Origin of the sequence: Desulfacinum hydrothermale DSM 13146 (assembly GCF_900176285.1) — a bacterium.
Classification (GTDB): Bacteria; Desulfobacterota; Syntrophobacteria; order Syntrophobacterales; family DSM-9756; genus Desulfacinum; species Desulfacinum hydrothermale.
In genome coordinates this window covers 164,057-184,248 of record NZ_FWXF01000003.1, presented here as the reverse complement: position 1 = coordinate 184,248, position 20,192 = coordinate 164,057, and the positions used below count along the sequence as shown (strand labels likewise).

Here is a 20,192-nt window from a genome sequence, read left to right as displayed (position 1 = left end):
GAGGTGATGGTGAAGATCACGTGCGAAGGATGTAAGTCCTCGATCAATGTGCCGGATGAAAAGATACCGGCGGGCAAAGCGGTGCGGGTCGTCTGCCCCAGATGCCAGCATGCCAATCTGGTGAAATCTTCCAAGTCCCAGGAACGGGCCCCCTTGGAGGTGCCTCCGCAGGCCCTGGAGCCGGAGGACCTGGACGAAGATCTGTTCCTGGATGCTCTCCACGAGGGAGGCAGGACCGCGCTTATCTGCACCGGAGATTCGGATCGGGCGGGGAAGCTGGAACAGCTCGTTTCGGAGATGGGATTTGGGCCCATTACGGAACCGGATCCGGACCGGGCGGTTCGCCGCCTACGCCATGGCGGCTACGATTTGGTGATCCTGGAGGAACCCACCGGAGCGGACGACCGAGCCCGCGTGCTGCTGGGGTTTGTGCAACATCTTTCCATGGCTCAGAAAAGAGAATCCTTCTTCTGCCTGCTCACGGAGCATGAACGGAGCATGGACTCCTTTGCCGCCTTTCGCAGGCAGGTGGATCTGGTCATTCATCCCAACGATCTGGAAAGGGGCAAGATGCTCCTGGAGCGGGAGCTCAAGAGCAAGAAGAAATTTTACCGCGTGTTTCAGGACGCGCTGAACGAAAGGGGGCAGATCTGATCGGGCCAAAGTGGAAGAAACTCTTCAAGCGGAGCAAGAAGGACGGACGCTCCAAACACTTTCGGGCGCGTATCGAAAGCTGCGTGACCACGATCCTGGAGCTGGATCACAAACTGGGCGAGGGCAAGATTCGCCCGGAAATCATTCAGCAGTTTCAGCGCTTGAAGGAATCCCTGCGGCATGTATCGGACGATACGGTGGACGAGAACGACATCTTCCGCATTGAACAGGCCACCAACCAATTATTGGAAGAGATTCGAATGACATACGGAAGCGAGAAGCCCCTGAGCCTGTTCAACGGCAGCCCCCATTGAAGACCGCGCTCTTTTCTCACCGCCTTTTCCCCAACCCTGCCCTCGTCTCCATCCGGGGCGCCTATTTGGCCGGCTGGCCTGCCGCCAGAGCGTGTGAACGTGAAGAAGAAAGGCGCGGAAGCCCCCCGGCCATAAGCGGCAAGCCCCTTGCCGTTCTCCCTTACGGTTGCTCCCCGGCCAGCTCATGGAAAAGGGCCACGGCGGAACGGATCCCCTTCCTGAAGTCTTCCAAGGAAAACCTTTCATTGGGTGAATGGGCTCCGTCGTCGGGGCGTCCCCATCCCAAGAGCAAAATGGCCTCCAAGCCCAATTCTTCCTTGAACAGGTTGACGATGGGGATGGATCCCCCCTCGCGGATGAAGACCGGGTCTTTGCCGAACCCCGTGCGAATGGCCCGGGCGGCAGCCTGCACTTGGGCAAGATCCCTGGAAACCAGCACGGGCTTGGCGCTGTGCAGGTGGGTGACTTTCACCTGCACGCCGGCTGGGCACACCTTGGCCACATGGGCCCGAAACAGTTCGGCGATTCTGTCCGGATCCTGATTGGGCACCAGCCGCATGCTCACCTTGGCTCCCGCCTTGGATGGGATCACCGTCTTGGCCCCTTCGCCCGCAAAGCCCCCCCACACCCCGTTGATGTCCAGGGTGGGTCGCGCTGTCTTGCGTTCCAGCGGGGAGTATCCGTCTTCCCCGTAAAGATCTTCCACGCCCAGATATTCCTGGAGCTGGTCCACATCCAGAGGAAGCTCGGCCATCGCTTTCCGTTCCCACTGGGCCAAGTCCACCACCTGATCGTAGAAGCCGTCGATGGCCACGCGGTCTCCGTCCGTCTTCAAACTGCACAGGATGGTGGATAGGGCCTGAATGGGATTCATGACCAGGCCGCCGAAGCTTCCCGAATGGAGGTCCACCCGGGGACCTGTCACATCCAACTGCATATAGGCCAAACCGCGAAGGCCGTAGGTGATGGCGGGCACGTCCGGGGCAAACTGGGCGCCGTCGGAGATGGCGATGGCGTCGGCTTGCAGCAGTTTCTTGTGTTGGCCTAGGAAGGCTCCCAGATGGGGACTGCCGATCTCCTCCTCGCCTTCCACCAGGAGCTTCACATTGATCGGCAGTTCTCCTCGGACGGCCATCAACGCTTCGATGGCCTTGAGGTAGGTGAAGACTTGCCCTTTGTCGTCGCTGGCCCCGCGGGCATAGACGAATCCATCCCGAACGGTGGGGCTGAAGGGAGGCGTGACCCATTCATCCACGGGTTCCGGGGGTTGCACGTCGTAGTGCCCGTAGATCAAAAGGGTGGGGCGGTCCGCATGGGGACAGTGGGAGGCCAAGATTACCGGGTGGCCGTCGGTGGGGTAGAGCCGGGCATCCAAACCGAGCCGCTGGCACATGGCCGCGATCCATTCGCCGGCCCGCTGTACATCGCCCTTGTGATGGGAATAGGTGCTGACGCTGGGAATGGAAAGGAGTTCCACCAGCTCCTGCACGTATCGTTCGTGATTGGAATCGATCTTTTCGAAAATATCGTTCAAATTCATGAAGGCTGCTCCTTTGTGAAGATCTTTCCGGCTACGGCTCTATCCTGACGCCCCTAGCATACTCCCTTTTGTGGTTCGTTCCTAGGAGCTTGTCCGAAAATGGCTCTCCGCCCCAAGGTGCAGGTGCATTTCCATTTCCTCCGTGGCCGCGGGGATCGGCTGCCCGCTGCAATGATAGCAAAGCGCTTTGGGCGCCTGTCCGGGGAACTTGGGATGCGATTGGGATCGGCGGCAATCCAGCTGCCACCCCATGGTCGCCCCTCGTGTGATTCCTTAGTGCCTTGGCGCGCCCCTTTGCATGGGACAAACGGGCACCCACGCGTTGACCGGACGTGGCGGGTGCTTTAGGATCGGTCCAGCTTCAAGAGAAGGTTTTCAGCGAAAGGATGACCATGGCGGTACGTTTTGAGATCGTCTCCGGGGTGGATCGTGTGGACCCGGACCTATGGAACCGGCTGTGCTGGAATGCGCCTCCCATGATGGAGTGGGAGTATCTCTATTGTTTGGAAAAATCCGGTGTGTTGACGGAAGAGAGGGGCTTTCGTCCGCGGCATGTGTTGATCTACGAAGGGCGGGACCTGATCGCCATCGCCCCGATGTACGAGCGGCTGCGGCCCTGGGTGGAATTCGGCGACGGAGGCCTGCTGCGGTTTTTGGGGGAATTGACGGGTCACCCCTACCACGTTGGGCTCATGGCCACCGTGCCGCTGACTCCCGTGCCCGCCTACAAGGTGCTCTACGGCAGGAGCCAGGATCCCAGGCGCCTCTATGCGGTGCTGAGCGATTACATCGATTTTCTCTGTGATACCAACAGCCTTGCCACCTCACGGATCTATTTCTTCGTGGATTCGGCTCCGGGAGTTCATGACGTATTGCTGGAAAAGGGTTATGTGGGGATTCGGAGTGAATACTGTCTGTGGACCAATCGGGGGTATGGATCCTTCGACGACTTTCTTCAATCGTTTCGGTCCAGCCGAAGGCACAAGATTCGGCGGGAATTGAGAGACATCAAGGCCCAGGGCGTCGGGATTGAGATCCTGCAAGGGGACCATGCCCCGGACGCATTCTACGACAGGATGTACGATTTCTATATCCATACGTGGCGCAAATACATGGGCCGGGATATCCCGCCCTTCCTGAACCGAAGGTTTTTTCACCTACTGGGAGAAAGATTTCGGCATCGCACCCTATTCTGTGCGGCCCGACGCGATGGGGATCTCCTGGCATTGGCCGTCTTTTATCGCAAAAAGGACTTTCTCTACGGTCGTTATTGGGGAACGTTTAGTTCCGTTCCCTTTCTGCATTTTGCCACCTGTTACTATCAACCCATCCGTTATGCCATTGAAGAGGGCATCCAGGTATTCGATCCCGGATTCGGCGGGGAGCACAAGTCGTACCGGGGATTCGCCAAGGCCTCGGCCCAGCACTACATCAAGTTCTACGGCGACGAGGAAGCCCGCTTCGCCCATTCCATCCTGGGCCGTCTCCGTGGATCGACGGGGCAGATTCCGCCCCGATGAGGTTCCTCAAAGAGACAGTCACCGCCGGGCCCACTGCGGGATGGGTGAGGAAGGTGTGAGGCTTGCGCCGCTTGGCGTCCTCGGCCCGTGATCCATCTCCTGGTGGCCATGGTGGTCCCAGGACGCATGCAAAGGCTGGATGCTACGGGGACTCGCCGGAGGGTGCTTCCTTTTGGATCACCAAGGCCTCCAGGTTTTGTTCCCGGTTGAACCGGGCTGCAAACTCGAGGGCTTCCTGGCGGGAGGCGAAGGAGCCCAGGGTCACCCGGTACCAAACGTCTTGGTCTCCCATGGAAACACGCTCCACCTGGGGCTGGTAGCCTTCTTTTTTCAGACGATCCGCCATGGACAAGGCGTTTTCCCGGTGCCGCATGGACGCCACCATCAGCGCGTAGGTCCCCTCGGACGATTCCGGAGCGGGGGTTCCGTTGGCTTGCCCCTGGGTGAGGGCCGACGAGCCGTCCTTTTGTGCCGGCGCGGGCTGGGCGGAGGGGCCCGGAGATACGCGCGGCGCTTTGTTCGTCTCTTGCGGAAGGGTCTTTTCAAATTGGAGGGAAGCCAGGATCTTTTCCGGCGGCAGCCAAGTGTCCGCGGCGTGGGGATCGGGCGCAGGGGGTGGGCGGTCCAGGCCCAACAGATGGGCCAGGGGCGGGGGCATCCAGGAGACGTCAGCCCCCTGGGGTGAGCTGGTTCTTCCCACCAGGATCCCCGCCACAAAGATCCAAGCCAGGCACACCAAGAAGACCAGGGCACACACCACGCATTGGCCGAGGGTCAGCTGTAGGGATAGGCGGACGCGTGGCCGGTCCCTCTGGGTGCCGCGTTTGGATGCTTGTGCCTTGTTGCGGGCCATGAGTGCACCTCGCCCTCACAGGCAGAAGACGACTACATCTTTTCCGGGGCATCCACCCCCAGGAGCCCCAGGGCGTTTCGGATCACCGTGCGCACCGCAGCCGCCAGATAGAGGCGGGCCTGGGTGGTCGCTTCCTCTTCTCCCAGGATCCTGTTCTGGTTGTAGTAGCTGTGAAAGCACGAAACCAGCTCGTTCAAGTAGTAAGGGATCCGGTGCGGCTCCAATTGGAGCGCCGACGCCGCCACCACCTGGGGATATTCGCCCAGTAGTTTCATCAGTTCAAGTTCTTTGGGGTGGGTGAGGGGGGAGAGGTCCGGTGGAACGCTCCAGGAGCAGGGAACCCCTTTTTCCCGGGCCACCTGAAAGACGCTGCACAAGCGGGCATGGGCGTACTGGACGTAGTAGACCGGGTTGTCGTTGCTCTGCATCTTGGCCACTTCCAGGTCGAAGTCCAGGGGGCTGTCGGAGCGGCGGGTGAGGAAGATGAAGCGGGCCGCATCTTTTCCCACTTCGTCCACCACCTCTCGGAGGGTGACGAACTCACCCGCTCGGGTGGACATGGCCACGGGCTTTCCTCCGCGCAGCAGGTTCACCAGTTGCACCAGGATGATCCGCAGGTCCGACGCCTTGCGCCCCAACGCCTGGATGCCTGCGCTCATGCGCGCCACATAGCCGTGGTGGTCGGCGCCCCAGACGTCGATGACCGTATCGTAGTCCCTTTCGAATTTGTTCTTGTGGTAGGCCAGGTCGGCGGCAAAATAGGTGGTCAAGCCGTTGGCTCGAACCACCACCCGGTCCTTCTCGTCGCCGAAGGCGGTGCTCCGGAACCATTTGGCTCCGTCCTCTTCATAGATGTAGCCGGCTTGTTCCAGGGCCTCGATGGTCTTTTGCACTTCCCCTGCATCGTGCAGGCTTTGTTCGCTGAACCAGACGTCGTGGCGGACGCCGAAGGCTTCCAGGTCTTGGCGGATGCCGTCCAGGATGTGGTCCCCGGCGTACTTGGTAAAGAAGGGCAGGGCCTCGTCCTCGGGCGTGTCCTTGTAACGATCCCCCATCTGACCCACAACCTCCCGGGCCAGATCCTTCATGTAGTCGCCCCGATAGTGGTCGTCGGGAAAATCGATGGGAACTCCCAGGGCTTCCAGGTACCGCAGGTAGAGGCTTCGGCCCAGGGTCTGCATCTGCTTTCCTGCGTCGTTGATGTAGTACTCCTTGTCCACCTGGTAGCCGCATGCGCGGAGGATGTTGGCCAGCACATCGCCGATGGCGGCTCCCCGGCCGTGGCCGATGTGCAGCGGGCCCGTGGGATTGGCGCTCACGAATTCCACCTGGAAACGCTTCCCCCCTCCCAGGTCCTGCAGGCCGTAGGCGTCGGCCTTGGCGTGGATGTCTCGGACCACATCCGCCCAGGCCTCCGGGCGGATGAAGAAATTGATGAATCCCGGGCCGGCGATCTCCACGCTGGCGAGCAGTTCGTGGCGGCCTTCCATCCTGTCGATGATCGCCTGGGCGATCTCCCGCGGGTTGCGTCGCAGCGGCTTGGTCAGGACCATGGCCGCATTGGTGGCGTAGTCACCGTGATCGGAAATCTTGGGAATTTCCAGCTCCACCCGCAGGTCTTGCTCATTGGAGATGCCGGAATCCCGCAGCAGGTCCTGGACGGCGCGCTGCAGCATGTGCGTGAGTCGTTCGCGGATCAATGCCATGTGTGGGTCCTCCCATTGGGTACGTTGGTGACAAAGACACGCTTTATAGACCCGCCCGAATCAGGATGCAAGACCGGCGCTCGCATTGACAAAGAGGCGCTGTGGATTCTTGCCCACATTGCAGTAGATCTCGTAGCTGATGGTGCCGCAAAGGGCTGCGATTTCGTCGGCGGTGATCCGTTCCGATCCCTGGCTTCCCAGCACCACCACTTCGTCGTCTTCCCGCACCTCGGCGATGGCGCTGACATCCACCGTGATCATGTTCATGGAGACGCGTCCCACGATGGGAGCGCGCTGCCCGCGGATAAGAACGGAACCCTTGTTGGAAAGGAGGCGCGGAAGCCCGTCGTCGTATCCCACGGGAACGGTGGCCAAGCGCATGTCCTGGGGGGCGGTGAAGGTTCTACCGTATCCGATGGGATGTCCTTGGGGGACTTGTTTGACCTGGACCACGCGGGCCTTGAGGCTCATCACGGGCTTGAGATGTGCCGGGTGATGAAGCTCATGGGAAGGAGGCGATCCGTAGAGCATGATGCCCGGTCGCACCAGCTGGTGGTGGGCTCCGGGCAGATCCAGTGTCCCGGCGCTGTTGGCCATGTGGGCGTAGGTGAAGGGGACGCGGTGCCTTCGGAAAAGATCCAGCGCCCGGGAAAAGCGCTCCATCTGCAAAGCGCTGTAGTGTTTGTCCCGCTCATCGGCGGTGGCGAAATGGGAAAAGACCCCTTCCACCTCCAGGTGCTCGAAGCCTCCCAGTCCTTTCAAGAAAGATTCCAGCTCCGACAACGGCACGCCGAGCCGTCCCATGCCGGTATCCACCTTCACATGAACCTTGGCCCGGGTTTGCAGCTTGCGGGCGGTGTCATTGAGCCTTTGCGCGTGATCGAGCCGGTACAGAGCGGGCCGGATGCCGAGACGAATGGCGTCTTCGCAGTCCTGGGCCTCAATGCCGACCAGCACCAGGATGGGCTGGGTGATGTGCGCATCGCGAAGGGCCATGGCTTCCCAGAACTTGCTCACGCCGAAAAAACGAGCGCCCATGGCGGCCAGTTCCCTTGCCACGGGAACCATCCCATGCCCGTAGGCGTCCGACTTGACCACGGCCAGGATCGCCGTGTCCTTCGAAATTCTGTCCTTGGCCTGCTGAAAGTTGTGTCGCAAAGCCGCCAGATCGATTTCCACCCAGTTGAGTGCCACTGCATCCTCCCTGTCTTCGACTCGTGAAACCGGATCGGCCGTTCTTTACAAAACAAAGAGGCTATGATAGGGCATCGGCGCTTGATTGCCAAGAAAATCAAATGGATTGCAATAGGAAAGGCGGACCCGAATGGACTACCTTCTCACAGCGTTGGGGCTTGTGTGCTTTCTGGAAGGGCTTCCCTATGCGGCCTTTCCGGATCGGATCAAGCAGTGGCTGAAGCACATCGCGAGGCTCCCTTCCGATCAGCTGCGGCTTATGGGCGGTGTTCTCATGGCGGTGGGATTGGGACTGGTCTATCTGGGACGCCGGCACGGAGCGCCTTGAATGGCCTACAACCTGGACGATTACGACTACGCGCTACCCCAGCACCTGGTGGCGCAGCACCCGGATGCCAGTCGGGATGCCTGCCGGTTGCTGGTCCTTCACAGGACGACCGGGGCTGTGGAACACCGGTCCTTTTCGGATGTGAAGGACTATCTTCGCCCCGGAGACCTGCTGGTGGTCAACGACACCCAGGTGGTGCCCGCCCGGCTGTTGGGGCGAAAAGAAACCGGGGGCCGCGTGGAGCTGCTGGTCCTGGATCCCTATCAGGACCCGGAAGCGGGCCGGCGGGAAGGCTACACCTGCCTTGTCAAGGCATCCAAGCCGCCCCGCAAGGGAATGCGCCTCCGGCTGGAAGAAACCCTGCAAGTCACCGTACTCTCCGATCCAGTGGACGGCCGGGCGCGGGTGCTCTTCCATTGTGACGATCTCTTGGACGCCTTGGAAAAATGGGGCAGGGTGCCGCTTCCGCCCTACATTGAGAGGGACAATCGCGCGCAGCTGCATGAGGACCGGCACCGCTATCAGACCGTCTATGCACACCGCCCCGGGGCCGTGGCGGCTCCCACGGCGGGACTGCACTTTACGGAGGAGTTGCTCAGGGATTTGGAAGGCGCTGGGGTTCGTACGGCCAGGCTGACCCTCCACGTGGGCTATGGCACCTTCGCGCCCATTCGCGTCCGGGATATCCGGGAACACACCATGCACGCCGAATACGCGGAGATTTCCTCCCAGGCGGCCGAGGCGGTTCGTTCGGCCCAATTGGAGGGACGGCGGGTGGTGGCGGTGGGCACCACCGTCGTGCGGACTCTGGAATGGGTGGCCGCCCGTTGCGGGGAGGTCCGGGCGTGGTCGGGCCTTTGCCGCCACTACATCTATCCCGGGTATCGCTTCCGGGTGGTGGACGCCATGATCACCAACTTCCACCTGCCCAAGACGTCGCTCATCCTTCTGGTATCCGCCTTTGCGGGACGAGAAAGGATCCTGGCGGCTTACCGCCAGGCGGTGGAGCGGCGCTATCGATTTTTCAGCTATGGCGACGCCATGCTCATCCTGTAACCCCTGGGAAAGGACATGCTGGTGCATTTTGAACTCATCTGCCGGGACAGGGAATCACACGCCCGCCGAGGGCGCTTTCGCACCACCCACGGGGTGGTGGAAACCCCCGTCTTCATGCCCGTGGGGACGCAGGCCACCGTCAAGAGCCTGACGCCTCAGGAGGTGGAAGACCTGGGGGCTCGCATCCTCCTGGGCAACACATACCACCTCTACCTGAGACCCGGGGCGGAACGCATCGCCCGGTTGGGCGGTCTCCACCAGTTCATGGGTTGGAAAGGCGCCATCCTGACCGACAGCGGCGGGTTTCAAGTCTTCAGCTTGGCAAAGATCCGCACCATCGAGGAGGAGGGGGTCTCGTTTCAGTCCCATATCGATGGATCCCGCCATGTCATCACGCCCGAAAAGTCCGTGGAGATTCAGGAAGCCCTGGGATCGGACATCGCCATGTGCTTTGATGAATGCACGCCTTACCCGGTGACCTACGCATATGCCAAGGCCTCCATGGAGCGGACGGTGCGGTGGGCTCGACGCTGCCTGGAGGCGCATGGGAGGGAGGACCAGGCGCTGTTCGGGATCGTTCAGGGTAGCACCTTTCTGGATCTGCGCAGGGCGTGTCTCGAACAGCTGGCGGCATTGGACTTGCCCGGCTATGCCATCGGGAGCTTGTCCGTGGGGGAGCCCAAAGAGGAGATGTTGGCGGTCCTGGAAAACGTAGCTCCGCTGCTGCCTGCCGACAAGCCTCGGTACCTGATGGGCGTGGGGACGCCCGAGGACTTGGTGGAGGGGGTTCGTTGCGGCGTGGACATGTTCGATTGCGTCATGCCCACACGCAATGCCCGCAATGGTATGCTCTTCACCTCTTGGGGATCGATCCAGATCAAGAACGCCCGCTATGCCGATGATCCGCGTCCCATCGAAGACGGATGCGGGTGTTACACCTGCCGCCACTTTTCCAGGGCGTACCTCCGCCACCTGTTCATGGCGCGCGAGCTCCTGGCCTATCGGCTGAACACCCTTCACAACCTGCACTACTATCTGGGCCTCATGGAGCAGATCCGCCACAGCCTGGAAGCGGGGGCCTTTGCCGAGTGGCGGCGCCGATTCTACGCGAACCGCGACGGGGGTGGGACCAGCGATTGACAAAACGGGGAAAATATCGTTTAAGGGTTCGATTGCCCAATGGGAAGCGTTTTCTTGTGGAGCAGTGAATTAAATGGAGGAATCGATGGATCTTTTCAGTGTGGCTCACGCTATGGGTAGCGCAGGACAGGGAGGCGCAGGACAGGCGGCCGGAGGCGGCTTGGCGGCCTTTGCACCCTTGATCCTCATGGTGGTCATCTTCTATTTCCTGCTGATCCGGCCCCAGCAGAAACGCCAGAAAGAGCACCGCAACATGCTGGCCAACCTGAAGAAGGGAGACGTGGTGGTCACCCAGGGCGGCTTGCAGGGGAGGATCACGGGGCTTACGGATGCCGTGGTGACTTTGGAAATCGCGGACAAGGTCCGCGTGAAGGTTCAGCGAGGCTACGTGGCTGCGCTTCTGAGCCGCGGGGAAAACAAGGCGGAAAACGGCGCCTGATGCTCCATGGCAGCGGATCGGCCGGAAGGTGATGCGGCTGTCGGAAGGGATCGTTCCTTCTGGAAACGGTCGTGAAGCGGAAAGCATCCTGGGAAGTTGGCTGACAATGGCCTCTTGGCCTTTGGGCCCTTCTGACAAATGCCATTCGACTGTGCCATGCGATGTTTTTGAGCTTGGTAGGGGGCGGGTTCGGAACCCGCTGCTACTCCCGCAAAGTTAGGCCGACAACACGGGCCCGCAGGGAGCAACCTGGGCGTTATCGGACAGGCTCCTAGGGGCAGCCCGCTTGGGCTCGCTCCGGACTCAGGGCGCTCCCAAGGGAGTGTTCACATGTTTTGGCGGGTCACGACCACGGATGGGACGGATCGTGTGTTGTATTAAGGAGGACGTGGATTGAAGGACTTACGGTGGCGAGCCATTCTGATCGCTGGGGTGATGCTGGTTGCAATCGTCTACCTGCTGCCGTCTCTCAATGCCTCCTTGCCTGCGTGGTGGAAGGAGACATTGCCCAATGACAAGATCCATCTGGGCTTGGACCTGCAGGGAGGGATGCACCTGGTTCTGGAAGTGCAGGCGGACGAAGCTGTGCGCACGACGGTGGAGCGCCTGGTGGATGAGATGAAGGATACCCTGCGCAGTGAGCGGATTCCCTTTCGGACCATCAAGCGCACCAAGGGCGGGGATATCCAGGTGGAGTTGGCCGACGCGGGCGCTCTGGACTCCTTGAGGTCTCTGGTCGAAAAGCAGTTTCCGATCCTGGATTGGGTGGCGGCGGCAACGGAAGAGGGTGCCACCACCGTGCTTTGTCGTATTTCCGAAAAGGAAGCGGCCCGCATCCGGGATCTGGCTGTGAAGCAGGCATTGGAGACCATCCGCAACCGCATCGACCAGTTTGGTGTGAGTGAGCCGGATATTCGGCCGCAAGGTGAGGACCGTATCTTGGTGCAGCTTCCCGGGGTCAAGGATCCCCAGAGGGCCATCGATCTGATCGGAAAGACCGCCCTGTTGGAATTCAAGCTGGTGGCCGAAGGGGTGGATCCCAACGCCAAGTCCCTGCCGCCCGGTGTCCGCGTCCATCCCATGAAGCGATTCGATCCCAACACGGGCCGGACCTTCGAGACCAAGATCGCCCTCAAGGACCGCACCCTCATGACCGGCGAATACATCACCAACGCCAGCGTTCGGATCGACACGCAATACAACACGCCGTACGTGGCACTGGAGTTCGATCCGCAAGGCGCCCGCCTGTTTGAAAGGATCACCGGGGAGCATGTGAAGGAACGGCTGGCCATCGTGCTGGACGGTGTGGTGTATTCGGCCCCGGTCATCCAGGAAAAGATCGGCGGAGGGCGCGCCAGCATCACGGGGTCCTTCAGCATGGAAGAGGCCCGGGATCTGGCCATCGTCCTGAGAGCGGGCGCGCTGCCGGCCCCTGTGACGATTCTGGAAGAGCGGACCGTGGGCCCCTCCCTGGGCGCCGATTCCATCCATCAGGGCTTTCTGTCCATGGTGGTGGGATCTGTGCTGATTCTGCTTTTCATGGCCGTTTACTATCGGGTCTCGGGGGTGATCGCCAACGTGGCCCTTGTCCTGAACGTGGTGCTGATCATGGCCGCCCTGGCGGCGTTCCGGGCGACCCTCACCCTGCCGGGCATCGCGGGTATCATCTTGACCATCGGCATGGCGGTGGACGCCAACGTGCTCATCTTCGAGCGCATCCGTGAGGAGCTGCGGCTGGGCAAGACGCCGCGGGCCGCCGTGGATGCCGGGTTCGCTCGGGCCACGCTCACCATCCTGGATGCCAACATCACCACCTTGATCGCCGCCGTGGTTCTGTTCCAGTTCGGAACCGGCCCGGTCAAGGGCTTTGCGGTGACCTTGAGTATCGGTATCGTGGCCAGCCTTTTTACGGCCATCATCGTCTCGCGGCTCATCTTCGATTACCTGTTGGTCCAGAGGCGGGTTCGCTCCATCAGCATTTAACCGGTCCGTTTGGGGTGCGAGAAGGAGAAGAAGACGACGACCATGGAACTCATCAAGCCGGACATCAACGTCAATTTTGTGGGCATGCGTTTCAAGGCCATCACGCTTTCGGTGGTGGTGATTCTGCTGGGTCTGGCCGCTCTGGTGTGGCGCGGCGGATTGAACCTGGGCGTGGATTTCGCCGGGGGAACGCTGGTTCAGGTCAAGTTTCAGGAGACCACGACGCCCGAGCAGATCCGGGGAGCCCTCAAGGACCTGGGGATCGGCCGCAGCGCCATCCAGCAGGTGGGCGCCAGGGAAGACAATGAATTTCTGGTGCGAGCGGACGTGAAAAGCGCCGAAACCAAGAGCGTGGGCGAGGCCATTCAGGAACACCTGGACAAGGTTTTCGGCCCAGGCAAGTCGACCATTCGGCGCGCGGAAATGGTGGGGCCCAAGGTGGGCAAGGACCTTCGCCAGAAGGCCCTGTTGGCCATCTATTACTCCCTGCTTTTCATCGCCCTGTACATCTCCGGGCGCTTCGAATTGAAGTGGGGGACCAGCGGCATCATGGCCGGCGGTCTCTTGGCGGGGGTGTACGTATTGCGGCTGTTGGGCATGCCTCCCACGTACCTGATCATTGGGGCCCTGCTGCTCACCGTGGTGCTCTGTTGGGTGCTGCGCCTGCCCTATGCCTTGGCTGCGGTGCTCGCCCTCATCCACGACGTGCTCATCACCCTGGGGGCCTTCGCCATCACCAACAAGGAATTCTCCCTGACCGTCGTGGCCGCCCTGCTCACCATCGTGGGCTACTCACTCAACGATACGACCATCGTCTTTGACCGCATCCGCGAGAACCTGAGGTCCTCCAAGCGGGAAGACTTCAAGGTGCTGGTCAACCGGAGCATCAACCAGACCATGAGCCGGACCATCCTCACGTCCGGAACCACCCTGGCAGTTGTTCTGTCGCTCTTTGTGCTGGGGGGCACGGTGATTCACGATTTCGCCTTTGCGCTGCTCATCGGCGTGGTCGTGGGGACCTATTCGTCCATCTTTATCGCCAGTCCCCTTCTCATCCTCTACCAGGACTGGGCCCCTGGAGGGCAAGCTCGAAGGAGCCGGACAGCCGCCCGCGCCTAGGATGTTGGCTGACAATGGCCTCTTGGCCTTTTGCGGCTTTCTGACAAATGCAATTCCACTGTTCCATGTGATGTTTTTTGAGCTGTTTAGGGGCGGGTTTGGAACCCGCCCCTAAAAGCATGGCAAGGCCAGCAGGACAAGCCTGCTTGAAAGTCCCAACCTTCCGTCCGCACAAGAAGGGGGCATCCTGGCCCCTTTGGGACTAGGTCCAAGCGCTTGTCCGAAGTCGGCCTTCTTGAAGTGGAGGCCGCTGCGCGCGGCTTTTGTAGGGACAACCCGCGGGATTGTCCCTATTTTCGTTTTTTTTAAGGGATAACGGTGGCACGTTTCCCTGCGACGAACGCCCCGCGACGATGGATGCACCGTGGAATCATGCCGATCCAGGGCCGTCCCCATTCAATCCGGCATTCAGCAGCCCATGGGGTGATGGGTTCTTTCGTTTTCCTTTCCTCTTGAGGGAGGCGGGCTGGGCTGAGGGTGTAGTTCGTCAGGCAGATCGGGCCCGTGGGGGACCAGGGCCCGATCGCTCTTGACAGCCATGTGTGGGCATCCCTTATTGGTTGACCCAGACGGCCTGATGACGAAAGTCGGTGAGGATCTTCTTGGTGAGCGAGCTTTTGAGAAATCCCCAGGTGCCCCCGGAGCCACCGTGGCCGAGCACCAAGATGCCGGCACCTGCCTGGCGGGCGTAGGCGAGGATTTCCGCGGGAAGCTTTCCCCGACTGGGTTGCACGCAGATGCGGATGCGATCGGGGGCCACCTGCGCATCCAGGGCCATGACCTGCGCCTTTTGAAAGAACGTGGCATATCCCGTGCCGCTGGTGCGGATCCAGCGTTCCAGGGAAGGCTCCAGCGGGTCCAGGGGAGAGGTGAGGGGCTGGGAGGCCTTCTTGGAAAAGTGGACGATCTCCATCTGGGTGGGGGTCTCTTCGAGCATGAAAAGCGCGTGGTCCAAGGCACGCAGGGAGGGATCGTTGTCCGCCAGGAGAACCAAGGCCTTGGACGGGTCCACCTCGTCGTCCACGAACCAAATGGGGCTGATGAGGCAGTGATGCAAGAGGGCGGACGTGTGATCTCCCTTGAGGAAGCCTTCCAGTCGTGAACTCGTCTGCTTTTGGAGAACGACGGCGTCCACCCGCTTGATGTCCGCCAGGCGGCAGGCGTGGTGGGCCACGCTCAATTCCTTCTCCTGGACGAATTCGTGGATGACCTCCTCAGTGAATCCGGAATCCACCAGCACCTTCTTGGCTCGCGCACAGGCCTTGCGAGCGGCCTCCTCGCGCGCCGCCACAAAGGCCTTTTTCTGAGCGATCTGTGCATCGGTGCGGTTCTTTTCCTTGTAAACAGGGGGGAGGGGAGGCGTCAGGTAATGGAGGGTGAGGCTGATGTGGGAGCGGTCGGGATAGAGGCGTGTCAGGAAGCGAATGGGCCTCAGGGATTCTTCGGTATCGTCAATGGGAAGGAGAAAGGCCTTGGGTAAGAGTTCCATGGTGACCTCCTGTCCTGGCGACGTGGTGAACGGATGTGGGCTCGCCTTGAAGGGCCACTTCGAATTGGGTTGTTTCCAGAATGGCAGGTTCCAGGCGGTTACGCAATGTTTGTTTCACAAGATCCGGGTGGTTGTTCACTTCACTCAGGTGGGCCAACACCACCACCTGCAGCTCCACGTGGTGGATTTGACCAAGCAGTTGGCAACTGTCCTCGTTGCTGAGATGACCGTGTCGACTGCGGATGCGTTGCTTCAGGTGCCAGGGATAGGGTCCCTGGAGCAAACGGTCCATGTCGTGGTTGGCTTCCAACACCAGACCATGGCAGCGTTGCAGTCGGGTGCGCACAAGCTGGGTGGCGGTTCCACAGTCGGTGCAGACGCCCAGCCGGCAGCCACCCTGTTCCAGGATGAACCCCACCGGGTCCGCCGCATCGTGGGGCAACGCGAAGGGATGGATTGTCAGGTCGCCGATGGAAAAGGAACGACCCGGCTGAATGAGGTTGGTGTGTGCCAGTTCCCCCACGGAGCTGGGCATGGATTCCAAGCTGCCTTGGGTTAAATAGACGGGCAGGTCGTAGCGGCGGCTGAGCACCCCCACGCCTCGCACATGGTCGCTGTGTTCGTGGCTGACCAGCAAGGCCTGAAGGCTTCTGGGGCCGATGGGGCTTTGGGAAAGGCGCCTTTCGATCTCCTTGCCGCTCAGGCCGGCGTCCAGAAGGACCCAGGTGGTGTTGGTTCCCACCAGGATCGCATTTCCCTTGGATCCGCTGGCTAGCGCCTGGAAGAAGAGGGCCATGGGTTCCTCTCAAAAGCTGGTCAATGAAAGCGGCGATCCCAAGTCCGTAAATCCCGCGTCCTGTGACAAGGGATGGGGAGCGCCAACGCATTCGGGCGGTCTGGGTCGTGATGGGCCTTGTCCACGTGGCGGGGCCGGTTGGAAATCCGTCCCACAAAGACAAGCAGGTACGGCGCCTTGCATCCCGCCTTGGGCGGAGACGCCCTGTTTCGTGCCCCGCCCTTCACCGTGTATTGCTTGCGGCTTTCCTGGGGTTGGGAGCGGTTGCTCCTTTCCCCGACCACGAGGGCATGGGGGCCGTCCGGCTGCAGGAAAGAAGGGCATTCGCCTCTCCACGAGAAGGCCTCAGGAGGATTGGGCGACGGCCTCAAGCGGCGGGGCCGGGAAGCACCTGTGGAGAACCTCTTGGGTCACCGGGCCCAGGAGCGTGACAGCAGTGCTTTCCGGGCGATAGACGCTTTGCAGCCAACGGCGCACGTCCTCGGTGGTGACGTTGTCGATCTGTTCTTCCACTTCCTGAAAAGAGACCCAGCGACCAAAGACGATTTCGTTCTTGGCCAGCCGGTTCATGCGTGAATCGGTACTCTCCGCATTCAGGTACATGCTTCCCTTCAGGTACTCCTTGGCGGCGCTCAGCTCTTCTTCCGTGATGGACTCGACGACCAGGCGGGCCATCTGGTCCTGGATCACGCGGGCGGTCTCCTCCACCTGGGACGGGGCCACGGCCGCGTAGATGCCCATCAGACCCGTATCCTCGTGGGAATTGGCGAAGGAATAAACGGAATAGGCCAGCCCTCTCTTTTCCCGGACCTCCTGGAAAAGCCGGCTGCTCATGCTGTTGCCCAGGACCACGTTCAGCACATGGCTGGCGAACCGGTCGGGGTCCGAATGGGAGCACCCCGGAAAGCCCAGGCACAGGTGCACCTGCTCCAGGTCCTTGGCCACCACCTGCCTGTGGGGGTGCAAGGCCGGCGGTCGCCTCTGGGCAGCCGATTCGGATCCGGGCAGATCGCTCAGGGTCGGGCCCAGCAATTCCACGAAGGCCTGGTGTTCCACAAGGCCCGCGGCGGCCACCACGATCCTGGGGGGCCGGAAGCGGCGGGTCATGTAGTCCAAGGCCTTTTCCCGGTCCAGGGCCCGCACCGTCCCGGGAGTCCCATAGATCGGGTTGGCCAGTGGGTGGTCCTTCCAAAATTCCTGTTGAAAAAGGATGTGGACCAGATCCTCCGGGGAATCTTCGATCATGCTGATTTCCTGGAGGATCACCTGGCGCTCCCGCTCCATCTCGTCGGGCGCAAAGGTGGAATGGAGAAAGATGTCGGTCAGCACATCCACCACCAAGGGCAGGTGGGTGTGCAAGACCTTGGCGTGCACGCAAACATTTTCCTTGGATGTGAAGGCATTGGCGAAGCCGCCAACGGCATCCAATTCCTTGGCGATATGGAGCGCGGAACGCCTCTGGGTGCCCTTGAAGAGCATGTGCTCGATGAAGTGGGTGATCCCTCTTTCCGGGCCCCGCTCATCGCGGGACCCCACGTTCACCCAGATGCCCATGGCGACGGAGTGGACGGACGGAATCCGTTCCGTCACCAGGCGGATGCCGTTGGTCAGCGTCGTTTTTTGAACCAAATCGCCCTCTCAGCTCTTCTTTCGGCCCTGAGGTTTTTCCAGCACGGCCTTGCGGCTCAAGCGGACTCGGCCTTCCCGGTCGATGTCGATGACCTTGACCAAGACCTCGTCGCCTTCCTTCACCACATCCGTCACCTTCTGAACCCGCTTGTGGTCCAGCTGAGAGATGTGGATGAGGCCATCGGTGTTGGGCAGGATCTCGGCAAAGGCGCCGAAGTCCGTCACCTTGGTCACCCGGGCCATATAGACCTGTCCCACCTCCGGTTCCTGGGTCAGAGCGCGGATCTTGTCGATGGCCTTCTGGCAGGCCTCCTTGTCCGGGCTCATGATCACCACCCGGCCCGAATCCTCGATGTCGATCTTGGCCCCGGTTTCGGCCACGATGGATCGGATCATCTTGCCGCCCGGCCCGATCACATCGCGGATCTTGTCCGGGTTGATCTGGATGCTTTCCATCCGGGGCGCATAGGGGGACAGTTCCGAACGGGGTTCGGAAAGGACCTGGCGCATCTTGCCCAGGATGTAGAGGCGGCCGTCCCGTGCCTGGGCCAGGGCTCGCTTCATGATCTCGCGCGTGATGCCCGGGATCTTCACGTCCATCTGGATGGCGGTGATCCCACGCTCATTGCCGGTGACCTTGAAGTCCATGTCCCCCAGGTGATCTTCATCTCCCAGGATGTCCGAGAGGATGATGAAGTCGTCTCCCTCTTTCACCAGCCCCATGGCGATGCCGGCGACCATCTCCGAAACCGGCACTCCGGCGTCCATGAGAGCCAGGCAGGCGCTGCACACCGAGGCCATGGAACTGGATCCGTTGGATTCCAGCACCTCGCACACCACACGGATGGTGTAGGGAAACTCTCCGTTGGAAGGCAGGATGGATCTGACGGCCCGTTCGGCCAAGGCCCCGTGGCCGATTTCACGCCGGCTCGGACCGCGCAGCGGGCGAACTTCCCCCACACAATACGGGGGAAAGTTGTAGTGCAGCATGAAGGACTTGAAGGTCTCCCCGGTCAGCGCCTCGATCTTTTGTTCATCGCTGGAAGAGCCCAGCGTGGTCACGGCCAACACTTGGGTTTCACCGCGCCGAAAGAGGGCCGATCCGTGGGTGCGGGGCAGGGGACTGGCCTCGATGCTGAGCGGGCGGATCTCGTCAAAGGCCCGTCCGTCGATCCGACGTCTTTCACGGACCATCATACCCCGCACGATCTCCTTTTCCAGGACCTCCAGGACGTGCTCCACATCCTTGTGCTGCTCCGGGAATTGCTCGGCCACCGCCTCCAAAACCCGCTGCTTCAGGGCCTTTTTGGCGTCCCTTCGTTCCAGCTTGTCGGCGATGGTCATGACGTGGGCCATTTCCTCGGTCGCCAGCTGCCGCACGGTTTCTTCCAGGTTGGAATCCACGACCGGTTCAGGAATCTCGTCCTTGGGCTTGCCCACCAGGCGGCGCAATTCGTCCTGTGCATCCAACAGGGGAAGAATCGCCTTGTGCGCCACATCGATGGCTTCCAGCATGTCGTCTTCCGGGACGAACTGGGCCCCGCCTTCCACCATCACCACGGCGTCGCGACTGCCCGCCACCACCACGTTCATGTCGCTTTGTTCCAATTGGCTGGTGGTGGGGTTGACGATGAACTTTCCGTCCACGCGGCCCACGCGCACCGCGGCGATGGGACCGGCGAACGGGATGTTGGAGATGTGCAGGGCCGCCGACGCGCCGGTCATGGCGGCCACGTCGGGTTCATTTTCCTGGTCCACGGACAGGACCGTGGCGATCACCTGCGTCTCGTAGAAATAACCCTTGGGAAAGAGGGGCCGGATGGGCCGGTCGATGAGGCGCGAAGTGAGCGTCTCCTTCTCGCTGGGCCGACCCACCTCGCGGCGGAAGAAGCCCCCCGGAATGCGGCCCGCGGCGTAGCTCATCTCCTGGTATTCGACCATCAAGGGGACGAAGTCGATGCCTTCGCGCACCCGATCTTCCTTGACGGCCGCCACCATCACCACCGTGTCCCCGTATCGCACGAAGACCGATCCGCTGGCTTGTCTGATGGCGTGACCGGTTTCCAGAATGAGCGGCCGTCCGCCCACTTCCACTTGCACTGTCTTTTTCATAAATGACTTCCTTTGTTGACTCCGTCGAACTCACACATACCGGCCGCTTAGCGGCGCAGGCCCAATCGCTCGATCAGAGTGTGGTAGCGATCGATGTTTTTCCTTTTTAAGTAGTTGAGCAACTGGCGCCTCTGGCCCACCAGTTTCAAGAGGCCGCGTCGGGAATGATGGTCCTTCTTGTGGACCTTGAAGTGCTCCGTCAGGTACTTGATCCGCTCGCTGAGAATGGCGATCTGCACTTCCGGCGACCCCGTGTCCGAAGGATGAATCTTGAAATCCTCGATGATCTCCTTTTTCCTTTCAGGCGTCAGAACCACGGT

18 protein-coding genes are annotated in these 20,192 nt (G+C 61.1%); 9 read left to right on the top strand and 9 right to left on the bottom strand.

All coding sequences use genetic code 11. The features are described 5' to 3' along the window. Window positions 1–6: 6 nt before the first annotated feature. A complete protein-coding gene (locus tag B9A12_RS04605; protein WP_084056707.1) occupies window positions 7–654 on the top strand; it encodes a zinc-ribbon domain-containing protein in 648 nt (215 codons plus the stop codon). Window positions 655–737: 83 nt separating this feature from the next. Continuing rightward, window positions 738–968, top strand: coding sequence for a hypothetical protein (locus tag B9A12_RS04600; protein ID WP_084056706.1), 231 nt, complete (start codon window positions 738–740; stop codon window positions 966–968). A gap of 160 nt (window positions 969–1,128) precedes the next feature. Here B9A12_RS04600 and B9A12_RS04595 read toward each other — a convergent pair whose 3' ends face one another. After that, window positions 1,129–2,508: a dipeptidase gene (locus B9A12_RS04595; RefSeq protein ID WP_084056705.1), complete on the bottom strand. Its 1,380-nt coding sequence runs from the start codon at window positions 2,506–2,508 to the stop codon at window positions 1,129–1,131. A 392-nt stretch (window positions 2,509–2,900) separates the two neighbouring features. Here B9A12_RS04595 and B9A12_RS04590 point away from each other — a divergent pair, with 392 nt between their 5' ends. Continuing rightward, window positions 2,901–4,028, top strand: a complete 1,128-nt coding sequence (locus B9A12_RS04590) for a GNAT family N-acetyltransferase (protein WP_170920342.1) — start codon at window positions 2,901–2,903, stop codon at window positions 4,026–4,028. Window positions 4,029–4,170: 142 nt separating this feature from the next. Here B9A12_RS04590 and B9A12_RS04585 read toward each other — a convergent pair whose 3' ends face one another. The 3 genes from B9A12_RS04585 to alr are packed head-to-tail and all read right to left on the bottom strand — an operon-like array spanning window position 4,171 to window position 7,781. Then, window positions 4,171–4,881, bottom strand: a complete 711-nt coding sequence (locus B9A12_RS04585) for an SPOR domain-containing protein (protein ID WP_084056703.1) — start codon at window positions 4,879–4,881, stop codon at window positions 4,171–4,173. A 32-nt stretch (window positions 4,882–4,913) separates the two neighbouring features. Next, complete coding sequence (argS, locus tag B9A12_RS04580; protein WP_139796487.1) at window positions 4,914–6,587, bottom strand: arginine--tRNA ligase; 1,674 nt, start codon at window positions 6,585–6,587, stop codon at window positions 4,914–4,916. 60 nt (window positions 6,588–6,647) lie between these two features. Beyond that, window positions 6,648–7,781: an alanine racemase gene (alr, locus tag B9A12_RS04575; protein WP_084056702.1), complete on the bottom strand. Its 1,134-nt coding sequence runs from the start codon at window positions 7,779–7,781 to the stop codon at window positions 6,648–6,650. A gap of 130 nt (window positions 7,782–7,911) precedes the next feature. Here alr and B9A12_RS04570 point away from each other — a divergent pair, with 130 nt between their 5' ends. From B9A12_RS04570 to secF, 6 genes are all read left to right on the top strand, one after another. Beyond that, on the top strand, window positions 7,912–8,109 hold the full coding sequence (locus B9A12_RS04570) for a DUF2065 domain-containing protein (protein WP_084056701.1): 198 nt from the start codon (window positions 7,912–7,914) through the stop codon (window positions 8,107–8,109). Next, on the top strand, window positions 8,110–9,165 hold the full coding sequence (gene queA, locus B9A12_RS04565) for a tRNA preQ1(34) S-adenosylmethionine ribosyltransferase-isomerase QueA (RefSeq protein WP_084056700.1): 1,056 nt from the start codon (window positions 8,110–8,112) through the stop codon (window positions 9,163–9,165). Between the two features lie 15 nt (window positions 9,166–9,180). Further along, window positions 9,181–10,305, top strand: a complete 1,125-nt coding sequence (gene tgt / locus B9A12_RS04560) for a tRNA guanosine(34) transglycosylase Tgt (protein WP_084056699.1) — start codon at window positions 9,181–9,183, stop codon at window positions 10,303–10,305. Window positions 10,306–10,390: 85 nt separating this feature from the next. After that, window positions 10,391–10,744: a preprotein translocase subunit YajC gene (yajC, locus tag B9A12_RS04555; protein ID WP_084056698.1), complete on the top strand. Its 354-nt coding sequence runs from the start codon at window positions 10,391–10,393 to the stop codon at window positions 10,742–10,744. 393 nt (window positions 10,745–11,137) lie between these two features. Then, a complete protein-coding gene (gene secD / locus B9A12_RS04550) occupies window positions 11,138–12,727 on the top strand; it encodes a protein translocase subunit SecD (protein WP_084056697.1) in 1,590 nt (529 codons plus the stop codon). 42 nt (window positions 12,728–12,769) lie between these two features. After that, entirely contained in the window at window positions 12,770–13,846 is a 1,077-nt protein-coding gene (gene secF / locus B9A12_RS04545) for a protein translocase subunit SecF (RefSeq protein WP_084056696.1), read from the top strand. A 553-nt stretch (window positions 13,847–14,399) separates the two neighbouring features. Here the strand turns inward: secF and B9A12_RS04540 are convergent. The 5 genes from B9A12_RS04540 to rpsO all read right to left on the bottom strand — a co-directional run bounded on the left by B9A12_RS04540 (window position 14,400) and on the right by rpsO (window position 20,189). After that, window positions 14,400–15,335, bottom strand: coding sequence for a universal stress protein (locus tag B9A12_RS04540; RefSeq protein ID WP_084056695.1), 936 nt, complete (start codon window positions 15,333–15,335; stop codon window positions 14,400–14,402). Then, on the bottom strand, window positions 15,298–16,131 hold the full coding sequence (locus tag B9A12_RS04535; protein ID WP_084056694.1) for an MBL fold metallo-hydrolase: 834 nt from the start codon (window positions 16,129–16,131) through the stop codon (window positions 15,298–15,300). Before B9A12_RS04535 ends, B9A12_RS04540 begins: the two co-directional genes overlap by 38 nt. Before the next feature lie 345 nt (window positions 16,132–16,476). Next, complete coding sequence (locus tag B9A12_RS04530) at window positions 16,477–17,760, bottom strand: M16 family metallopeptidase (RefSeq protein ID WP_084056693.1); 1,284 nt, start codon at window positions 17,758–17,760, stop codon at window positions 16,477–16,479. A gap of 9 nt (window positions 17,761–17,769) precedes the next feature. Further along, entirely contained in the window at window positions 17,770–19,872 is a 2,103-nt protein-coding gene (pnp, locus tag B9A12_RS04525; protein ID WP_084056692.1) for a polyribonucleotide nucleotidyltransferase, read from the bottom strand. A gap of 47 nt (window positions 19,873–19,919) precedes the next feature. Further along, window positions 19,920–20,189, bottom strand: coding sequence for a 30S ribosomal protein S15 (gene rpsO / locus B9A12_RS04520; protein ID WP_084056691.1), 270 nt, complete (start codon window positions 20,187–20,189; stop codon window positions 19,920–19,922). Window positions 20,190–20,192 lie beyond the last annotated feature (3 nt).